15 protein-coding genes and 1 pseudogene are annotated in these 17,616 nt (G+C 65.4%); 2 read left to right on the top strand and 14 right to left on the bottom strand.

The window, feature by feature from the left end; genetic code table 11:
- Positions 1-4 precede the first annotated feature (4 nt).
- The 7 genes from TBU01S_RS19145 to TBU01S_RS19115 all read right to left on the bottom strand — a co-directional run bounded on the left by TBU01S_RS19145 (position 5) and on the right by TBU01S_RS19115 (position 9,387).
- A complete protein-coding gene (locus TBU01S_RS19145; protein WP_068639092.1) occupies positions 5-1,150 on the bottom strand; it encodes a type III-B CRISPR module-associated Cmr3 family protein in 1,146 nt (381 codons plus the stop codon).
- The gene (locus TBU01S_RS19140; protein ID WP_068639089.1) at positions 1,147-2,607 is read right to left on the bottom strand and encodes an AlbA family DNA-binding domain-containing protein; all 1,461 of its coding nucleotides are present in this window, start codon (positions 2,605-2,607) and stop codon (positions 1,147-1,149) included. Before TBU01S_RS19140 ends, TBU01S_RS19145 begins: the two co-directional genes overlap by 4 nt.
- Positions 2,604-5,657, bottom strand: a complete 3,054-nt coding sequence (gene cas10 / locus TBU01S_RS19135; protein WP_068639087.1) for a type III-B CRISPR-associated protein Cas10/Cmr2 — start codon at positions 5,655-5,657, stop codon at positions 2,604-2,606. Before cas10 ends, TBU01S_RS19140 begins: the two co-directional genes overlap by 4 nt.
- A gap of 8 nt (positions 5,658-5,665) precedes the next feature.
- On the bottom strand, positions 5,666-6,724 hold the full coding sequence (locus TBU01S_RS19130) for an RAMP superfamily CRISPR-associated protein (RefSeq protein ID WP_068639085.1): 1,059 nt from the start codon (positions 6,722-6,724) through the stop codon (positions 5,666-5,668).
- A gap of 258 nt (positions 6,725-6,982) precedes the next feature.
- Positions 6,983-8,281 carry an ammonium transporter gene (locus tag TBU01S_RS19125; protein WP_088178904.1) on the bottom strand — a complete coding sequence of 433 codons (1,299 nt, stop codon included), beginning with the start codon at positions 8,279-8,281 and terminating at the stop codon, positions 6,983-6,985.
- 14 nt (positions 8,282-8,295) lie between these two features.
- On the bottom strand, positions 8,296-8,634 hold the full coding sequence (gene glnK / locus TBU01S_RS19120; protein WP_068639083.1) for a P-II family nitrogen regulator: 339 nt from the start codon (positions 8,632-8,634) through the stop codon (positions 8,296-8,298).
- Positions 8,635-8,664: 30 nt separating this feature from the next.
- Positions 8,665-9,387 (bottom strand): TorF family putative porin, encoded by a 723-nt coding sequence (locus tag TBU01S_RS19115; protein WP_068639081.1) that lies wholly within the window; start codon positions 9,385-9,387, stop codon positions 8,665-8,667.
- 269 nt (positions 9,388-9,656) lie between these two features.
- Between TBU01S_RS19115 and TBU01S_RS19110 the strand changes: the two genes are divergently transcribed.
- A complete protein-coding gene (locus TBU01S_RS19110; protein WP_068639079.1) occupies positions 9,657-9,914 on the top strand; it encodes an accessory factor UbiK family protein in 258 nt (85 codons plus the stop codon).
- Positions 9,915-10,014: 100 nt separating this feature from the next.
- Positions 10,015-11,514: a YifB family Mg chelatase-like AAA ATPase gene (locus TBU01S_RS19105; protein WP_068639077.1), complete on the top strand. Its 1,500-nt coding sequence runs from the start codon at positions 10,015-10,017 to the stop codon at positions 11,512-11,514.
- Positions 11,515-11,545: 31 nt separating this feature from the next.
- Here the strand turns inward: TBU01S_RS19105 and TBU01S_RS19100 are convergent, their stop codons facing one another.
- From TBU01S_RS19100 to TBU01S_RS23285, 7 genes and pseudogenes are all read right to left on the bottom strand, one after another.
- On the bottom strand, positions 11,546-11,938 hold the full coding sequence (locus TBU01S_RS19100; RefSeq protein WP_068639075.1) for a rhodanese-like domain-containing protein: 393 nt from the start codon (positions 11,936-11,938) through the stop codon (positions 11,546-11,548).
- Between the two features lie 188 nt (positions 11,939-12,126).
- Positions 12,127-12,861, bottom strand: a complete 735-nt coding sequence (locus TBU01S_RS19095) for an ABC transporter ATP-binding protein (protein WP_068639073.1) — start codon at positions 12,859-12,861, stop codon at positions 12,127-12,129.
- The gene (locus TBU01S_RS19090; protein ID WP_068639071.1) at positions 12,851-13,624 is read right to left on the bottom strand and encodes an ABC transporter ATP-binding protein; all 774 of its coding nucleotides are present in this window, start codon (positions 13,622-13,624) and stop codon (positions 12,851-12,853) included. The genes TBU01S_RS19095 and TBU01S_RS19090 overlap by 11 nt, the downstream gene beginning before the upstream one ends.
- Positions 13,621-14,718 carry an ABC transporter permease subunit gene (locus TBU01S_RS19085; protein ID WP_068639069.1) on the bottom strand — a complete coding sequence of 366 codons (1,098 nt, stop codon included), beginning with the start codon at positions 14,716-14,718 and terminating at the stop codon, positions 13,621-13,623. The genes TBU01S_RS19090 and TBU01S_RS19085 overlap by 4 nt, the downstream gene beginning before the upstream one ends.
- A 15-nt stretch (positions 14,719-14,733) precedes the next feature.
- Positions 14,734-15,666 (bottom strand): branched-chain amino acid ABC transporter permease, encoded by a 933-nt coding sequence (locus TBU01S_RS19080; RefSeq protein ID WP_068639067.1) that lies wholly within the window; start codon positions 15,664-15,666, stop codon positions 14,734-14,736.
- Positions 15,667-15,742: 76 nt separating this feature from the next.
- A complete protein-coding gene (locus TBU01S_RS19075; RefSeq protein ID WP_068639065.1) occupies positions 15,743-16,858 on the bottom strand; it encodes a branched-chain amino acid ABC transporter substrate-binding protein in 1,116 nt (371 codons plus the stop codon).
- 403 nt (positions 16,859-17,261) lie between these two features.
- Positions 17,262-17,402, bottom strand: a pseudogene (locus TBU01S_RS23285) (IS4 family transposase); the annotation flags it as partial.
- Positions 17,403-17,616: the final 214 nt, after the last annotated feature.

The raw sequence follows: 17,616 nt of genomic DNA, 5'->3' as shown, positions 1-17,616 counted from the left end.
AATATCAGTACAGGGCCAGGCTGAAACGATTGAAGCCTTCGGCGCGACGGTGGACATCTTCGCAGGGCTCGCCCCACAAACCGGCGGCGGCAAGCTTGCGCAGGGCGTCGGGGCTGGCGTGCAGTTCGTCGAGCCAATACACACTGCCGGTGGGGGCGATGCGCTGGGCAGGCTTGGGTTGCCGCTGGGCCAGATCCCAGCCGGAGACGACTTCGCTGCGCACCACGCTGGCGGCGACCAGTCGGCCCTGCACGCCGTGCAGATCGAAGCGGTAGCTGCCGTCTGCTGCGGTAAAGCCGTTGGGTAGCCAGCCTTGTGTGAACAGGCCGGGGCTGGTGAGCACGATGCGGCAGCGGGCTTCACGGGCAATGCGTTCGTAGTCGGGCTGCGGCCAGGCCATGTCGGCGGGGCCGATGCTGGCGGCGCGGCCATCGCCGCCCAGGCGCAGCAGGCCGCCATCGGGTAGCTGCGCTCCGGCCACGGCGGCGACAAAGCCGACATCTTTTTTCAGCGCCACGGCGCGGTTGGTGAACAGCTTGCCGTCTTCGGCGCTGCGGGTGCCTTCCGACAGGCCCACGCCAACGCGCTCGTCCATGCTCCACAGGTCGCTGGTTTTGACGAAATCGCTGCCATCGGGCGTGTGCCCGTTCAGGTATTTCTGCCAGCCGTCTTGGCGCAGCCACCAGCCGCTGGCGGCCTTGCTGCGGTCTTTTTGCGCTAGTACGGGCAGTAGCGGCAGCGGGCCGGATGTGTCCAGTTTGGGAAGTGCGGTGGGGGTGAGGCGCTGCGCCCGCACGCTACTGCCTTCGTCGTGCAAAGCCAGGTCGGCTGGCGGGGCCAGCAGCATTTCCAGTTTATTGCCTTGCTGCCGAGCCACATGGAAGGCTTGCAGCACAAAGCTGCCGGGTTGCGTGGGCGTGCCCAACTCGGGGTGCGGTTGCAGCCCTTCGCCGAAGGCGGCAAGGTCGATGCCGGCATCGGCCAGGATGCGAGAGCGGATCGCGCCAGCAGTGACCGAAGGCCAGGGCGGCATCAGGCTTTCGCCGTAGCTGCCGGGCGCTCCAAAGAGCTGGTTGCCGCGCAGGAACAGCACGTCCAGCGGGACGATGAAGCGGGAATCCAAGGCGGATGGCGAGTCGGGTGTGGTCATGAGGTTTCCTTTGCTCCAGGCTGCCCGAGCAAGGCCCGCGCACGATCGGTCAGGCGGTAACGCTGCAAGCGGCTTTGGGGTTTGTCGGGAATGGTCTGGGCCAATAGTCCTTGTTCCAGCAGGGGCACGATGTGGCGCTTGTAGTTCAGATAGGCATTGCTCAAGCGCAGCACCGCCAGCAGTTCCTGCTTGCTGCGCGGCTGCGTGGCGCAGTGCTTCAATAGAGTCAGGACTTGTGCATCGACTTGCGCACTGACTTGCTCACTCTGGTGAGCAAGTGGCGGTTCATGTGCGGCAGTGGCGCCAATCTGATGGCTGCTTCCCAGAAGGATGCTCAAACGCACCCCGGTGGGAATTTCGGCGATCTGCGGCGTGGGCAGGCCCAGCGCTGCGGCTTCGTCGAGAATGCGCTTGACGCCGCTGCCCCATTGTTCGATCAGGCGCAGTTCGCGAAACACGCGGGCGATGACCGGGTTGCGGATGCGCGAGACACCGCTTTGCATGTCGGCGATGGTCATGCCGGGCAGCAGAAAGCCGGGGCTTTCGATGTCGATGCGGTCGTCGAAAAAAGCCACGCGCATCGGTGCGCCGCGCTGCGCGTAGTCGGCATGCACCAGGGCGTTGACGATGGCTTCGCGCAGCATGGTCAGCGGAATGCTCCAGACATCCTCGCGCTGCATGGCGCCGAAGCGGGCGGTCTTGAAGGCGTGCTTTTTCAGGAACAGCTCGATGGCCGTCACCGCGTCGGGCAGTGAGGCATGGATTTCCTGCTGGTCAAAGATTTCCACCTTGTTCAGTCCGCGAAAGCGCCCGCACTGCACCCAGGCATCGGGGAAGTGCATTTCGCGCTGCTTGCCAAATAACAGCACAGCACCTTGGGTGGGCACCAAGCGGCCCTGGTCGGGGCGCAGCAGCTTGAGGGTTTGCAGGCGGGTGGCGTCCAGCACGCGATCCGGGCCGAACAGGCGCGTCATGGCGGCCAAATCCAGATCGTCCAGACTCAGGGCGGGCATGGGCTGCTCGTCGAATACCTGGCCAGCAGCGGCCCGGTGGGCCTGTGCAATCCAGTCTGGCCCGGCCTGGCGGTTGCTGGAGCCCAGGCGCAGATAAACGCCTTGCTCCGGCCCCAGGGCCACCAGGTGGTGCGGGCGGTTGCTGCTGGGGAAGACTTCGGCCACCAGCAGCGTGGCGTTGCCCACGCTCATCAGTTCCACGCTGGGCACCAGACGCGGGGCGATGCCATCGGCAATCAGGTTGCACAGGCGTTCTTCCTCATCCAGCGGGTCGGCCACACCGACGGCATTGCGGGCATCGTCCACGCCGATGACCAGCCTGCCGCCTGCCGAGTTGGCGAAAGCCACCAGGGTTTTGAGCACATTGCGCGGCGAGGACAGATCGCGCTTGAACTCCAGCGTCTTGCCTTCGGGCTGCTGGAGCAATGGGTTGGCGGTGGTCATGCGGCGGCCTCGCTGCGGACTTCGCGGGCAAGGAATTCCGCCACGCTGATGAAGTTGCGTAGCCAGTCGATCTGCTTGCCCTTTGGCTGTTGCAGGGTGTGTGTGGCGAGACGTTGGGCCAGTTCCGGCGCGTGGCGCTTTGCATCGCCCTGTGCCTGACGCGCGAGCTGGTAGGCAAGCAGGCTTTGCAGCATTTCACCATCGAGCGGCTGGGGCAGTTCGTTGCCGTCGAGCCATTGCAGCGTGTGATAGGCGGCGCGGCGCGATACGCCGTCTGCGGCGAGAAAGCGGCGCAGGTCTTGCAGCAGCTTGACGGGCTCGTCCCATTTCGCCGTCAGGCGCAACGCACCGCCCGAGCGTTTGACGATGGTGATGGAAAACGCATCGCGCTCGCCCTCGTTCTTGGCACGCTGCTCGGCGGCGTGCAGTTCACGGCGCACAGCAGACAGCGGGGCTTGGTGGTGAGCGATGACCGCGCCGCAGGAGGCAGTTGCCTTGCTGCCCATCATGCGCATGAGCTTGCCGTTCAGAAGGGCAAAGCCGTTGTGCAGCGTGAGGCCGCGTGCGTCGCGCCCGCCTTCGTGCTCCGGGTCGATGCCGCTGTAGGCATGACGCAGGCGCTGCATGGCGGGCAGTAGGTCGGCCACGGGCAGCATGGCGAATACATCGTCGCCCCCGGCGTAGATCAGGCGGCCCAGGTGCTCGTTTTCCACCACATGGCGCACGACGGTCAGCGAGAAATCGTTGAGCGCGCCGGAAATCGCCAGATGTCGGTTGGGGGACAGTGCGCGTTTCTGGTCGCCGTATTTGCGGATGTCCTTATGCTCTGAGGCATGTTTGTCGAAGCCTTCCTGAACCTTCGGGTGGAAGCTCTCGTGGTAGCTGATGGCGTAGTCTTGGCCGTCGCGCGGTTCGCCAGCCAGCCACGCGCCCATACGGTCACCGTCCATGAGCAGCAGGCTGTAGTAGGTTTCCAGCCGGTCATCGCTCTGGTTTTCACGCACGCTGGTGAGTGTCTGCCGCACGGCACGGCGGATGGCGCTGGCATCGCGTTCAGGTATTTGGTCGTCGTCAGCCAGATCGAGCAGCGCGGGCAGTTGTGCGGCGTCCTTGAGGGCGTCGGAGCTGACGCTTTGGTGGCGCAGCATCAAACGGCGCGGCAGGGCCACGGCGTCGATGTCCTTGCGGTAATTCTCCTGTAGTTCCGGCAGGTCAGATGCGCACAGGCCGCCATGTTCAAGCCATTGGTCGAGCTGGTGTGCCAGAGCCATCGTGTGGGTGGAGACGATGAAGCGGTCCACGATTTCGTTCTTCTTGCGAAGCGCTTTGCCGGCTTCCTTGGCAAACAGCGTGGGCCACAGGCGTTTGATGGCGGGCAGTGCGCCCAGGTGTTCGCCCTTCTTCGCCCAGGCGGGCTTCTTCTGGGCGATGCGCGTCCACAGCGTATCGGTGCGCTGCCCGGCGGACAGTGCCAGTTGTGCCAGATCGGTGGCCAGCCATTCTGTTTCGCCGCTCAGGCTGCAACGCCAGCCCTTTTGTTCGCTTTGGGCAAAGGGGCGCAGCGCCTTGGCGGCGGCCAGGGCGCGCTCGGCCAGATCGTGAACGGCGGGGTAGAGCACGCCGGGGTTGGGGGCGAAGAAGGTGGCGCCGTTCAGTTGCAGGTCTTTTTGCAGCAGCCGCCAGGCGGGGGTGTCCAGAAAACCGCAGGGCTGGCCTGGGGCTGTTCCAAAGAATGGACGCATGGCTTCGGACAGTTCCGTGACGTCCAGATCGGTCTGCCGGTCTTTGTTGCCGATACCGATCAACGAGAACGGCACGGCCGCCCAATGCACTTCGGGAAAGCCTTGCAGTTGCTCGCGCATTTGCGCGAAAGGCACAGGGGTTTGTGCGGCATCGGCGGGGTAGCCTGCGGCTTCCAGCAGTTCCTGCACCACGGTGTCGCCCAGTTGTTGCAGCCAGTCGCGAACCGTGCTTTCCACGGCCTGGGCAATGTCCTTGGCGTCTTTGGCAGGCACGACGGCGACAAAGCGGTTGGGCAGCGCGGCGGCAAACAGCGGGTTGCTGTCGGTGCCGCTCTTTCTCCATTCGCAGTTCTCGAACAATTCGGGTGGCAGGCCGCAGGTATCGCGCAGCCACAGATCGACCTGCGGCACACCGCGCAGGCGCGGGAACAGGATGGCATCCGGCCCCAGCCGTTCGCACACCACACGCATGGCTTCCCACGACAGGCGCGCGAGCAGGTGCGAGCCGGCCCACAGGTCTTCCATCTTGCGGGCAGCGGCGATGAAGGGTTGCACCGGGCCGATGGACAGGCTCAGGAGCGCCACTTCGCTTTTGTCGTCGGCGGCAAAGGCGCCGGCGAAGGCGCTGGTGAGGTCGAGGTGATCCCAGATCGAGTGGTCGGGGATGCGGGTGTCGGCAGGCAGAAGTTTCCACAACTCGCCGAGTGTGCCGTTGTCGGTTTCCTCGCTCAGTTCGGGGGCAAAGCGCCAGAGGGTGAGCAAGGCTGTGCGCCAGTCCAGTTCTTGGCCGGGGTTTTGCCGCTCCAGAGCTGCGATCAGGCGGGATTGGTGGTCGAAGCTGCGCTGTTTGATGTCCTTGAAATCGGTGTCGGATAGTCCGCCATGCTGGCCCAGGTCATATTGTTCGGCGGTCAGCGGATGGATCAGTACGGGTTTGTTGGTCCAGCGCACTTGCGCCCAATCGGCAATCTTCAGGGTTTTTTCTTTGCCCTTTTTGGTGGTGATGGTGATTTCTTCCATCGGCCACTGCGGCCGATCCGCCGCTGCGGCCCACCAGTCGGCACGCTGCACATGGCGGTACATGTCGGCAGGAATGCCCTTCTTGAACACGGTGCGCACCAGCGCCTCGTCGTTGTCCGGGTCGAGGGTGTCGGTGCCGATGTCCTGAAACCCCAGCAGGCGCGTGAGGGCACGGCTGGTGCCGTTTTCATGACCTGCCGGGTCGCGCAGCAGCACCAACGCCTTTTCAGCGGGGTCGTGCAGGCGGGCGGCGAGTTTGGTTTGCCAGAGGGTGGTGTCAGTGGTCATGGCGGGTCTCAGGCGGGAATGCGGGAGAGTTTCTGGTCGGGGTCGTCCAGAAACGAGTGAACTTGCCGCCAGACGCGCAGAAGGGTTTCAGGCTCGGGGCTGAACGTGGGTGGAGGCAGGTGTGGCACATGGAAAGCCACGCCGACAATCCTTTTGGCATCGCCGGGGGCTGGACGAACCTTGAAGCGCAGGCTGTTGGGCAGGCGGGCATTGCCGCCCCAATTCCTCACGCTGTGGTTGGTGATGGGGTAGCTGAGCCAGTGGCGGTCTTCGGGCCTCAGTGCATCTTTGCCCGTGGTGAATTTGAATTGCGTGCGCAGCCCGATCTTGAGGGCAGCCAACTCCTTCATGAGTGCTTTCCAGTCATCAACGGGCCGGGTTTGCCAGATAAGCGCGCCTTTGCCGTCTTGCCCGATTGCATGGGGCCAATCCAGCGTCAGCGCCTGCCGCCAGTCGCGCAACGGCATGGCTGCTTGCAGCGCTGGAGTGCCATCCTGCGGCTTCAAATGGAACGATCCCCAGCCGTTGCGGCTGCGTCCGCCCATGGCGGCGAAGCGGTCGAGCAGGCAGAGTGCCTGTTCAATCAACGAAGCTGATTCGTCAGGGCAGGCCAGAGAAAGCGTGGCGTGTTCTCCCGCCTGGAGGGCCGCGTTGGCCTTGAGCGCAGTTTTCCGATTGGCTGCGTCATACACCAAGGGGCCATAGCCCAGATAAAGATCGCTGCCGACGGGTGCTGGTTGACCGTCTCGGTTCTTGACTTCCTTGTGTGTGATTTTTTCTGCTATTGGCCATTGATTTTTGGCCAGCGTACCGTCGCTCCAATGGCTCAGGCGCAGGCGAATCTGACTCTTGCTGGCGCTGTCCTCATCAGCTCGGCCAAACAGCAGCCCTTCCTTACGCCGCATGGCTGCAACATCGACGTCGAATCGTTTTTCCGCCGCATAGGCCACCCGCCACCACTGCCGAAGCAGCGCCTTGATCGGCGGGGTGCGCCATTGCGCCTGCTGGCTGGCGTTGCCCAGGAAGGCGGGTGTCTGGAGACTGAGGTGGTAGCGCAGTGTCTTCATGGTGTGGCGTGGCCCGGTCGCATGGAATATGTTTGCCACGAAGATACCCGACTCCGATATATCTTCCGCGCATGGCAAGCTTGCGGGTGTGACGGTGTCGACAGTGCTTCGCAATTATCCCGCCAGCCTTCGGCTTATGTGATCGGCAACGAAGACTTTGCCCGACCGTACGCACATGGAAAAACGGCGCCCCTTGCAGGGCGCCGGTGGAGATCGAAGCCGGGGGCGGGCCGGCTTCGCAGGTGACGACGGTGGGTGTTACATGCGGTAGGCGGATTCGCCGTGGGCGCTGATGTCCAGGCCTTCGCGTTCTTCTTCTTCCGACACGCGCAGGCCGACCATCACGTCGATGAGCTTGTAGGCGACCAGCGAGACGACACCGCTCCAGACGATGGTGATGATCACGCCGTAGGTCTGGATCCACAGTTGCGAGGCGATCGAGAAGTCCGCGTCGCCGGTGCCGCCCAGGCCGGGGGCCGCCAGCACGCCGGTGAGGATGGCGCCGACGATGCCGCCGATGCCATGGACGCCGAAGACGTCGAAGGCGTCATCCACGCGCAGCATGCGCTTCAGGCCGCTCACGCCCCACAGGCAGGCGAGGCCGGCGATCAGGCCGAGGACGATCGAACCCATCGGGCCGATGAAGCCGGCGGCGGGGGTCACGGCGACCAGGCCGGCGACTGCGCCCGAGGCGGCGCCCAGCATCGAGGGCTTGCCTTTCAGCACCGCCTCGCCGGTGATCCACGACACGGTCGCGGCGCCGGTGGCGAGGATGGTGTTGATGAAGGCGAGGCCGGCGATGCCGTCGGCGGCACCGGCCGAGCCGGCGTTGAAGCCGAACCAGCCCACCCACAGCAGCGAGGCGCCGACCATGGTCAGGGTCAGGCTGTGCGGCGCCATCGATTCACGGCCGAAGCCGATGCGCTTTCCCACCATGTAGGCGCCCACCAGGCCGGCCACGGCGGCGTTGATGTGCACCACGGTGCCGCCGGCGAAGTCGAGCGCGCCGTCCTGGGCCAGCAGGCCGCCGCCCCACACCATGTGCGCGACCGGAATGTAGCTGAAGGTGAACCACAGCACGCTGAAGATCATTACCGCCGAGAACTTGATGCGCTCGGCGAAGGCACCGACGATCAGCGCGCAGGTGATGGCGGCGAAGGTCGATTGGAAGGAGATGAAGACGTATTCCGGAATGGTGCTCAGCGCCGAGGACATGGTGTCCGGCGTGATGCCGCTCAGGAACAGCTTGCTGAAGTCGCCGTAGAAAGTGCCTTCACCGCCGAAGGCGAGGCTGTAGCCGTAGATGGCCCACAGGATGGTGATGGTCGAGAAGATCATGAACACCTGCATCAGCACCGACAGCATGTTCTTGGCGCGGCCGAGGCCGCCGTAGAACAGCGCGAGGCCGGGGATGACCATCAGGATGACGAGCATCGTCGAGGTCAGCATCCAGGCGGTGTCGCCGGCGCTGAGTGCCGGGGCCGCTTCGGCGGCGTCCTGGGCGAAGGCGCTGCCGGCGGCGGACAGGGCCGGCAGGAGTGCGAACAGTTTTTTCATTTTCGTGTGCTCCCTTACAGCGCGTCCGGGCCGGTTTCGCCGGTGCGGATGCGGATGGCCTGCTCCAGATCGAAGACAAAGATCTTGCCGTCGCCGATCTTGCCGGTGGCGGCGGACTTCTCGATGGCCTCGATGGCCTGGTCGAGGATGTCGTCGGCCACGGCGGCCTCGATCTTGACCTTGGGCAGGAAATCGACGACGTATTCGGCGCCGCGATAGAGTTCGGTGTGGCCCTTCTGGCGGCCGAAACCCTTGACCTCGGTGACGGTGATGCCTTGCACGCCGATGGCGGACAGGGCTTCGCGCACTTCGTCGAGCTTGAAGGGCTTGATGATGGCTGCGATGAATTTCATGGGTTTTCTCCAGTTCTGCGGGCTGGCCGGTCAGAAGGACTTGCTGACCGACAGGATGAAGCGCTCGTCGGCGAGGTCGGAGTGCTTGATGTCGGAATCGACGTAGTGCAGGCCGAAGTCGAAGCCGCCGAATTCCTTGGTGACGCCGAGTTTCCAGTCGTCATAGTCGTCGCCGCCCTTGATGTCGTTGTAGCCGTAGTGCAGGTCGAGCTTGAAGCCGGCGCCGAGCTCGAATTCAGCGCCGAGGTCGTAGTACTGGCTGCCGTCGGAATCGCGCAGGCCGAACAGGTCGGTGAAGGCGTAGGAATACTTGAAGGAGAGGAATTCCCACGACAGGCCGATGTAGCCTTCCAGCGTGTTCGGCTTGGTCATGCCGGTTTCCGCTTTCCATACCGAGCCGTAGCTGCCGGGGTAGTAGTACTGCAGCAGGCCGACGTCGTAGCCGATCGGGCCGGCTTCGCCCGCGTAGCCGGTGTAGAAGTCGATTTCCAGGCTGTTGCCGGACGACTTGCTGGCCTCGGCGTCGTTGATCCAGGACACGTTGGTGGCCCACACGCCGGCGTAGAAGCCGCTCGGATGCGTGTAGTCGAAGCCGCCCTGCAGCGCCGGGCGCTCGTCGGTCTGGCTGATGCCGCGGTAGGCGTAGTCCGAGACGATGCTCACGTTGGCCGAGAAAGGGCTGTCCTCGGCATGCGCGATGCCGGCGCATGGAAGCGTGGCGATGAAGGCGGTGGCGACAAGCGTCTTGTGCATGGTTTTCTCCTGGCAGAGGAAGTTGGATTTCCGACGAGCACTCTTTAGCAGGCCTCGTGCCAGCCCCCGGAGTGCCAGGATTCACGCGGGTTTCAGCCTGGAGGACGCTGTGTTACCGGGTGTTTTTGTTGCGCCGCGCAAAGGAATCGGGCGCAACTTGGTGCGTGATGCACCAAAGTGGTGCATTTAGGCCGGCGCGGTGTGCCGGCGGCCGATCGGGCGGGCGTGCTAGACTTTCACCATCCATCACCGGCCATCGATACACGCTCATGTCTACTCCGCGCTTCCTCGACGAAATCGGCGCCAAGCTCTCCGAACTGGCAGCCAACAGCCCTGCCCGCGACATCGAAAAGAACGTCAAGGCCATGCTCGGCAGCGCCTTCGGCAAGCTCGATCTGGTCACGCGCGAGGAATTCGAAGTCCAGCGCGAAGTGCTGGCGCACGCGCGCCAGAAGCTCGCCGAACTCGAAGCCCGCGTCGCCGAGCTGGAACGTGCGCGCGCCGGCGAGGGCGACGAGCCGGCCTGAGCGTCGCCCCCGGCTGCCATTTTCTGGATGATGCCGGCCTAGTCTTTTGTCATCGATGCGTTCCCGCTAGACTGGCGGTTCGTCCAGTCCGGAGAACCGCATGTCTCTCGCGCTCGTGCGCAGCCGCGCGCTCGACGGCCTCGATGCACCCGAGGTCACGGTCGAGGTGCATCTGGCCAATGGCCTGCCTGCCTTCAGCCTCGTCGGCTTGCCCGATACCGAAGTGCGCGAGGCGCGGGACCGCGTGCGCGCCGCCTTGCAGACTTCGCAGTTCGAGTTCCCCCAGCGGCGGATCACCGTCAATCTGGCGCCGGCCGATCTGCCCAAGGAAGGCGGCCGCTTCGACCTGGCGATCGCGGTGGGCATCCTCGTCGCCTCCGGCCAGGTGTCCGCCAAGCTGCTCGACGATCTGGAGTTCTGCGGCGAGCTGTCGCTGAACGGCGAGCTGCGCGCGGTGCGCGGCGTACTGGCGGTTGCGCTGGCGGCCGGCCGTGGAGGGCGCGCGCTGGTGGTGGCGCCGGCCAACGCGGCGGAAGCGGCGCTGGCCCGGGAGACGACGGTGCTGCCGGCGGGCAGTCTGTGCGCGGTGGCGGCTCATCTGAACGGCCATACCGCGCTGGTGCCGCAGCCGTGCAGCAGCGTGCCGTCACAGTCTGCCTGCGGGCCGGACCTGGCCGACGTGCGCGGCCAGCTGCAGGCGCGCCGCGCGCTGGAGGTGGCCGCAGCCGGCGCCCATGCGCTGCTGCTATTCGGGCCGCCGGGCACCGGCAAGTCGATGCTGGCACAGCGCCTGCCCGGCCTGCTGCCGCCGATGTCCGAGGCCGAGGCGCTGGAAACGGCGGCGGTGAGTTCGCTGGAGGGCCGCTTCGATGCCGCGCGCTGGGCGCAGCGGCCGATGCGCGCACCGCATCATTCCGCTTCGGCGGCGGCGCTGGTCGGTGGTGGCGCAACGCCGCGTCCAGGCGAGATTTCCCTCGCCCACAATGGCGTTTTGTACCTGGACGAACTGCCCGAGTTCGACCGCCGCGTGCTCGAATCCCTGCGAGAGCCGCTGGAGAACGGCTGCATCAGCGTATCGCGGGCGCGGCGGCGGGCGGAGTTCCCTGCGCGCTTCCAGCTGGTGGCGGCGATGAATCCCTGTCCCTGCGGCTTTCTGGGCCATCCGCGCAAGGCCTGCCGATGCACGCCGGAGCAGATCGCACGCTACCGCGGGCGCCTGTCGGGGCCGCTGCTCGACCGCATCGACCTGGTGGTGGAAGTGCCGGTGCTGGAGCACGAGGAACTCGCCTCGGCTGTGCCCGGGCCATCGTCGACGGAAGTGCGGGCGCGGGTCGAGCAGGCGAGGGCGGTGCAGATCGAGCGCCAGGGCGTGGCCAATGCCCGCCTCGACAGCCGCGGCGTGGAGCGTTTCTGCATGCCGGACCAGGGCGGTGGGGCCTTGCTGAAGCAGGCGATGAACAGGCTGGACTTTTCCGCGCGGGCCTACCACCGCGTCCTGCGCGTGGCGCGCACGCTGGCGGACATGGCAGGCGCCGCACAGCCCGGCGCGGCGCAGATGGCCGAGGCGATCCAGTATCGCCGCAGTCTGGACGGGCGCTGAGCGCGGATCGGCCCGCGCCTCAGCCCGCGCCTCAGCACTGCTCCCACGGCAGGCCGTCGAAGCGCCAGCCGCTCACCGAATTGCGGTGGTGGTGTTCGTTGAGCTCGCCTTCGAAGCCGTGCTGCACGTTGTAGACGTCTTCGAAACCGGCCTCGAGCAAGGCCTGGGCCGCCACCTCCGAGCGATTGCCGGAACGGCAGATCAGCAGGATCGGGCGGCCGCCGCCGTTGCCGGCCAGCTTGCGTACGTCGCCGACGAAGTGCGGATTCACCTCCCATTCGGGGCCGTCGTTCCATGATACGTGGATCGCGCCGACCGGATGCCCGACGAACAGGTATTCGATTTCGCTGCGCACGTCGATCAGTAGCGCTTCCGGGTTCGCCTGCAGGAAGGCATGCGCTTCTTTGGGGGTGATCTGCTTCATGCGTCGTTCTCCTGAAGTGCGGGATTATATTCTGAACAACGAATGTACGAACGGCGGAAGCGCCCCGGACAGGCCGCATGAAAGCTGCATGACTGAAGGGGGGGAGGTCCGCGAAGGGGGCTTCCGACCAGGGGCGCCCGGTCAGCGGCACCCGGCGCAGCGGCGCCCCGCCATGGACGCCCCTGGCCTCAGGCGATCTCGCCCAGATAGGCTTCGCGCACCTTCGGGTCGGCCAGCAGTTCGCTGCCGGAGCCGGTGAGGGTGACCTTGCCCGACTCCATCACGTAGCCACGCTGGGCGAATTCCAGCGCCAGGTTGGCGTTCTGCTCGACCAGCAGGATGGTGACGCCGTCGCGGGCGACCGACTGCACGACCTCGAAGATCTTCTCCACCACCAGCGGCGCCAGGCCCATCGAAGGTTCGTCCAGCAGCAGCAGCCTGGGGCGCGACAGCAGCGCGCGGCCGATCGCGACCATCTGCTGCTCGCCGCCCGACAGCGTGCCGGCGACCTGGTGCAGGCGCTCCTTGACGCGCGGCAGCATGGCGTAGACGCGCTCCAGGTCGGCTTCGATGCCGGCCTTGTCCTTGCGCGTGTAGGCGCCCATGCGCAGGTTCTCTTCCACCGTCAGGCGGGTGAAGATGCCGCGGCCTTCCGGTACCAGCGCGACGCCGCGGCGCAGGCGCCGGTGGGCCGGCACGGCGTTGAGCTTGTCGCCCTGGTACAGGATGCTGCCGCCCGCGATCGGCAGCACGCCGGCGATGGCGTTGAGCGTGGTGGTCTTGCCGGCACCGTTGGCGCCGATCAGGCAGACGAGCTCGCCGGCCCACAGGTCGAGGTCGATGCCTTTCACGGCCTGGATGCCGCCGTAGGCAATCTGCAGGTTCTGCAACTGCAGCAGCGGGGACGTGGGGTTAGTGTGCATGCTTGCCTCCGCCCAGGTAGGCGGCGATGACCGCTTCGTTCTTCTGCACCTCGAAGGGGACGTCCTCGGCGATCTTCTTGCCGAAGTCCAGCACCGCGACGCGGTCGCACAGGCCCATCACCAGCTTCACGTCGTGCTCGATCAGCATCACGGTGACGCCGTCGTGGCGGATCTGCTCGATCAGCAGCTTGAGCTGGGCGGTTTCGGTGGCGTTCATGCCGGCGGCGGGCTCGTCCAGCGCCAGCAGTTGCGGCTCGGTGGCCAGCGCGCGGGCGATTTCCAGCCGGCGCTGGTCGCCGTAGGACAGGTTCTTCGACACCACCTCGGCGAAGCGGCCGATGCCGACGTAGTCGAGCAGTTCGTAGGCGCGCTGCGTGGTCAGGCGCTCTTCCTCGCGGGTGCGGCGGTTCTGCGTCAGGATGCCCCACACGCCCGCCTTGGTGCGGACGTGATGGCCGGCCATGACGTTCTCGAGCGCGGTCAGGTCGCGGAACAGGCGGATGTTCTGGAAGGTGCGGGCGATGCCGCGGCCGACGATCCTGTGGGGCTTGCCGACCGGCAGTTCGCTGCCGTTGAAGACGAACTCGCCGCCGTCCGGCGTGTAGGCGCCGGTCAGCACGTTGAAGAAGGTGGTCTTGCCGGCGCCGTTGGGGCCGATCAGGCCGTAGACCTCGCCCTTGTTGATCGTCAGCGACACGTCGGTCAGCGCCTGCAGGCCGCCGAAACGCTTGCCGATGCTGCGGGCTTCGAGCAGGGTGATCACTGCGCGCCCTCCCGCTTCATGTTCTCGGCGTGGGCGTAGCGCGCGCGGGCCGGAATCATGCCGGTGGGGCGCAGCAGCATCATCAGGATCATCGCCAGCGACAGCAGCAGCATGCGCAGCACCTCGGGGTCGAGGATCACGGTGCCGAACAGCGTCTGCTGCAGCGGAATGGCGATGTCGCGCAGGATCTCGGGCAGCATCGCCAGCACGAAGGCGCCGACGATGGCGCCGGCGATGTTGCCCATGCCGCCGAACACCACCATCGTCAGCACCGCGATGGACTCCATCAGGCTGAAGCTCTCGGGGCTGACGAAGCCCTGGAAGGCGCCGAACAGCGCGCCCGCGACGCCGCCGAAGGTGGCGCCGAGCGAGAACGCCAGCAGCTTCATGTTGCGGGTGTTGATGCCGATCGCCTTGGCCGCCAGTTCGTCGTCGCGCATCGCCGCCCAGGCGCGGCCGACGCGCGAGATCTGCAGGCGCTGGATGAACACGATCGAGCCGGCCACGCACAGCAGGAAGAAGTAGTAGTACAGGAACAGCGAATTGATCGAGAAGGTTTCGGTGACCTGCAGGTTGCGTGACAGATCCCAGCCGAACAGGTTGATCGGGTCGAGCATGTTGATGCCCTGCGGCCCGTTGGTGATGTTGATCGGATAGTTCAGATTGAGCATGAAGATGCGGATGATCTCGCCGAAGCCCAATGTCACGATCGCTAAATAGTCTCCTCGTAATCGGAGTACCGGGAAGCCCAGCATGATGCCCGCCAGTGCGGCGAAGGCCGCGCCCAGTGGCAGAACGATCCAGAACGGCAGGTGCACGTCGAAGTGCGGCGAGGCGAGGAAGGCGAAGGTGTAGGCGCCCACCGCGTAAAAGGCGATGTAGCCCAGGTCGAGCAGCCCGGCGAAGCCCACCACCAGGTTCAGGCCCAGCGCCAGCATCATGTACAGCAGCGCGAAGTCGAGGATGCGCACCCAGCTGCGGCCGAACTGCCAGGCGATGATCGGCGCCGCCAGGGCGAGGATGATGATGAGCCAGCGCGCCGCCATCGGGTTGCGCTTGCCCAGCCAGGGTACGGCGGAAACGAGTTCGTTCATGGTCGTGGGCTTCCCTTATGCACGGTCCGACACGCGTTCGCCGAGCAGGCCGGTGGGCTTGAAGATCAGCACCAGACCCAGGATGATGAAGGCGAAGATGTCCTGGTAGGACGAGTTCAGGAAACCGAAGGTGAGGTGCTCGATGTAGCCCGCGCCGAAGGATTCGACCAGGCCCAGCATGATGCCGCCGAGCATCGCGCCGCCCAGGTTGCCGATGCCGCCCAGCACCGCGGCGGTGAAGGCCTTGAGGCCGGGCATGAAGCCCATGCCGTAGTGGGCGATGCCGTAGTTGCTGGCGTACATCACCCCGGCCACGGCGGCCAGCGCCGCGCCGACGACGAAGGTGAAGGCGATGATGGCGTTCGTGTCGACCCCCATCAGGCTGGCGACGCGGTGATTCTCGGCGGTGGCGCGCATGGCGCGGCCGATGCGGGTGCGGGTCACCAGCAGCGACAGCCCGATCATGATCGCGGCCGAAGCGACGATGATGATGATCTGCACCGGGGTGATGAACACGCCCTCGATCGGCTGCAGAGGCGTGGTCGAGATGAGCTGAGGGAAGGTGTGGTAGTTGCGGCCCCAGATGATCATCGCGATCGTCTGCAGCAGGAAGGACATGCCGATCGCGGTGATCAGCGGCGCCAGCCGCGGGGCGTTGCGCAGGCGCCGGTAGGCGAGCCGCTCCATCAGGAAACCCAGGGTCATGCAGACCGGTATCGCCACCATCAAGGCGATGGTCAGCATGTAGATCGGCGACATGCCGGGCGCGACGCCCATCAGGAACATCATGGTCTGCAGAGCGGTCAGCGCACCGACCATCAGCACGTCGCCGTGGGCGAAGTTGATGAGGCCGAGGATGCCGTAGACCATCGTGTAGCCGAGGGCAATCAGCGCGTAGACGCTGCCGATCACCAGGCCGTTGATCAGTTGCTGGATGAGGGTTTCCATTGTCGACGGATAGCGCTCGCGGGAAGGATTGAATGGTCCCGCCCCCGCACGGCTGCGCGCGGGGGCAGGCTGGCGCTCAGAGCGCGACCCAGCTACCGTCCTTGAACTGATAGACGGTGACCGCGCCTTCCTTCAGGTCGCCGTGCTCGTCGAAGGAGACGTTGCCGGTCACGCCGTCGAAGTTGGTGACCTTCAGCTCGGGCAGGTACTTGGCGGGCTCGACCGAGCCTGCGCGTTCCATCGCCTTGATGATCGCCATCGCCGCATCGTAGGCGTAGGGCGCATAGACCTGCACGTCGCCGCCGAAACGCTTCTTGTAGTCCTCGCGGAACTTGGCGCCGCCCGGCATCTTCTCGATCGGCAGGCCGGCCATCGAGCAATAGGCGTTGGCGCTGATTCCGTCGCCCGCCAGCTTGATCATCTCGGGGCTGCAGCCGCCGTCGCCGGTCATGAACTTGGCGTTGATGCCGAGCTGCTTGATCTGGCGCAGCATCGGCCCGGCTTGGGCATCCATGCCGCCGAAGAAGATCACGTCCGGGTTGGCGGCGCGGATCTTGGTCAGGATGGCGTTGAACTCGGTCGCCTTGTCGGTGGTGAACTCACGTGCCACCACTTGGGCACCGGCCGCCTTCACCGCCTTGTCGGTCTCGTCCGCCAGGCCCTGGCCGTAGGCGGTGCGGTCGTCGATGATCGCCACCTTGGCCGCGCCCAGGGTCTTTACCGCGAAGTCGCCCAGCGCGCCGCCCTGCTGCACGTCGTTGGCGATGGTGCGGAACACGCCCTTGTAGTTCTGCAGCGTCAGCTTCGGGTTGGTCGAAGCCGGCGACACCTGCGGCACACCGCCCTGGTCGTAGATGCGCGAGGCCGGAATCGAGGTACCGGAGTTCAGATGGCCGATCACCCCCTTCACGCCCGCATCGACCAGACGCTGGGCTACCGTGGTGCCGGTGCGCGGGTCGGCCTGGTCATCCTCGCCGACCAGCTCGAACTTGACCTTCTGCCCGCCGATGTCGGCGCCGCCCTGGGCATTGACCGTTTCGATCGCCATCCGGGTGCCGTTCTCCAGATCCTTGCCCAGGTGCGAGATGGTGCCCGTCAGCGGCGCGGCATTGCCGAGCTTGACGACCTGCTGCGCATGGGCAGCGCCCAGGCCAATGCTCATGACTGCGAGTGCGACGATGGTTTTCTTCATGTTTGATCTCCTGCGAGCCCAAGTGATGACTGATGGTGTTGTCCGATGCATCCGCGAGGCCTTGTCTCCCCTCGTCGAGGCCAGATCCTGCCCGGCCCCTGTCCCCCTGCCACTGCTGCGCACGTCCGCCATGTGGCAAAAGTTTGCGTATTCTGCACAAAAACGGGGCGCGGATATGCCCCATTGTGGGGTGCAGGGCTGTTTTGTGATGCTGCGGCGCCGCAGTAAATGCCAGCGCCCTTTGCAGAAAGAACAAAGCGCGAGCCCCACAGGCCCATTCATGCATCGGATACGGGTGGTGCGACGCACAATTCGTGCCAGGCTATGGATAAGCCTGATCGGGAATAGGGGGTATTGATGAGGTGCAGAGGGTGAGGGTTGAGGTCATCTCGTCATACACAACTCACGCAGCCTCATCGCGTAGCGCCTGCATGGTGGTGGCGGCATCCATGACGCGCTGCAAACCCGGCCAGATGGTTTTCACGCCCGGCTCGCCGTCGCCCTTGCGCGCCAGGAAGCGGCCGAGGGTGGCGATCAGGCGCAGCCAGGGTAGGATGGGTAGAGCCGCAGGCGAAACCCATCATTTGCGGGGAGCAGGGGTGATGGGTTTCGCTACGCTCTACCCATCCTACTCGTGCTGCTCAATCCTTCATTACGACACCGATGGATTACGTTACGCTCTTCCATGCTCAGATGCTTGTAGATTCTTACCATGCGCACACCCTATCAAAATAAGGGTGTTGCACTTCAGTCTAGAG

The organism is Thauera butanivorans NBRC 103042, from assembly GCF_001591165.1.
GTDB classification, from domain to species: domain Bacteria; phylum Pseudomonadota; class Gammaproteobacteria; order Burkholderiales; family Rhodocyclaceae; genus Thauera; species Thauera butanivorans.
The sequence above is the reverse complement of the archived record's forward strand: the minus strand, read 5'-3'. Positions and strand labels throughout refer to the sequence as shown.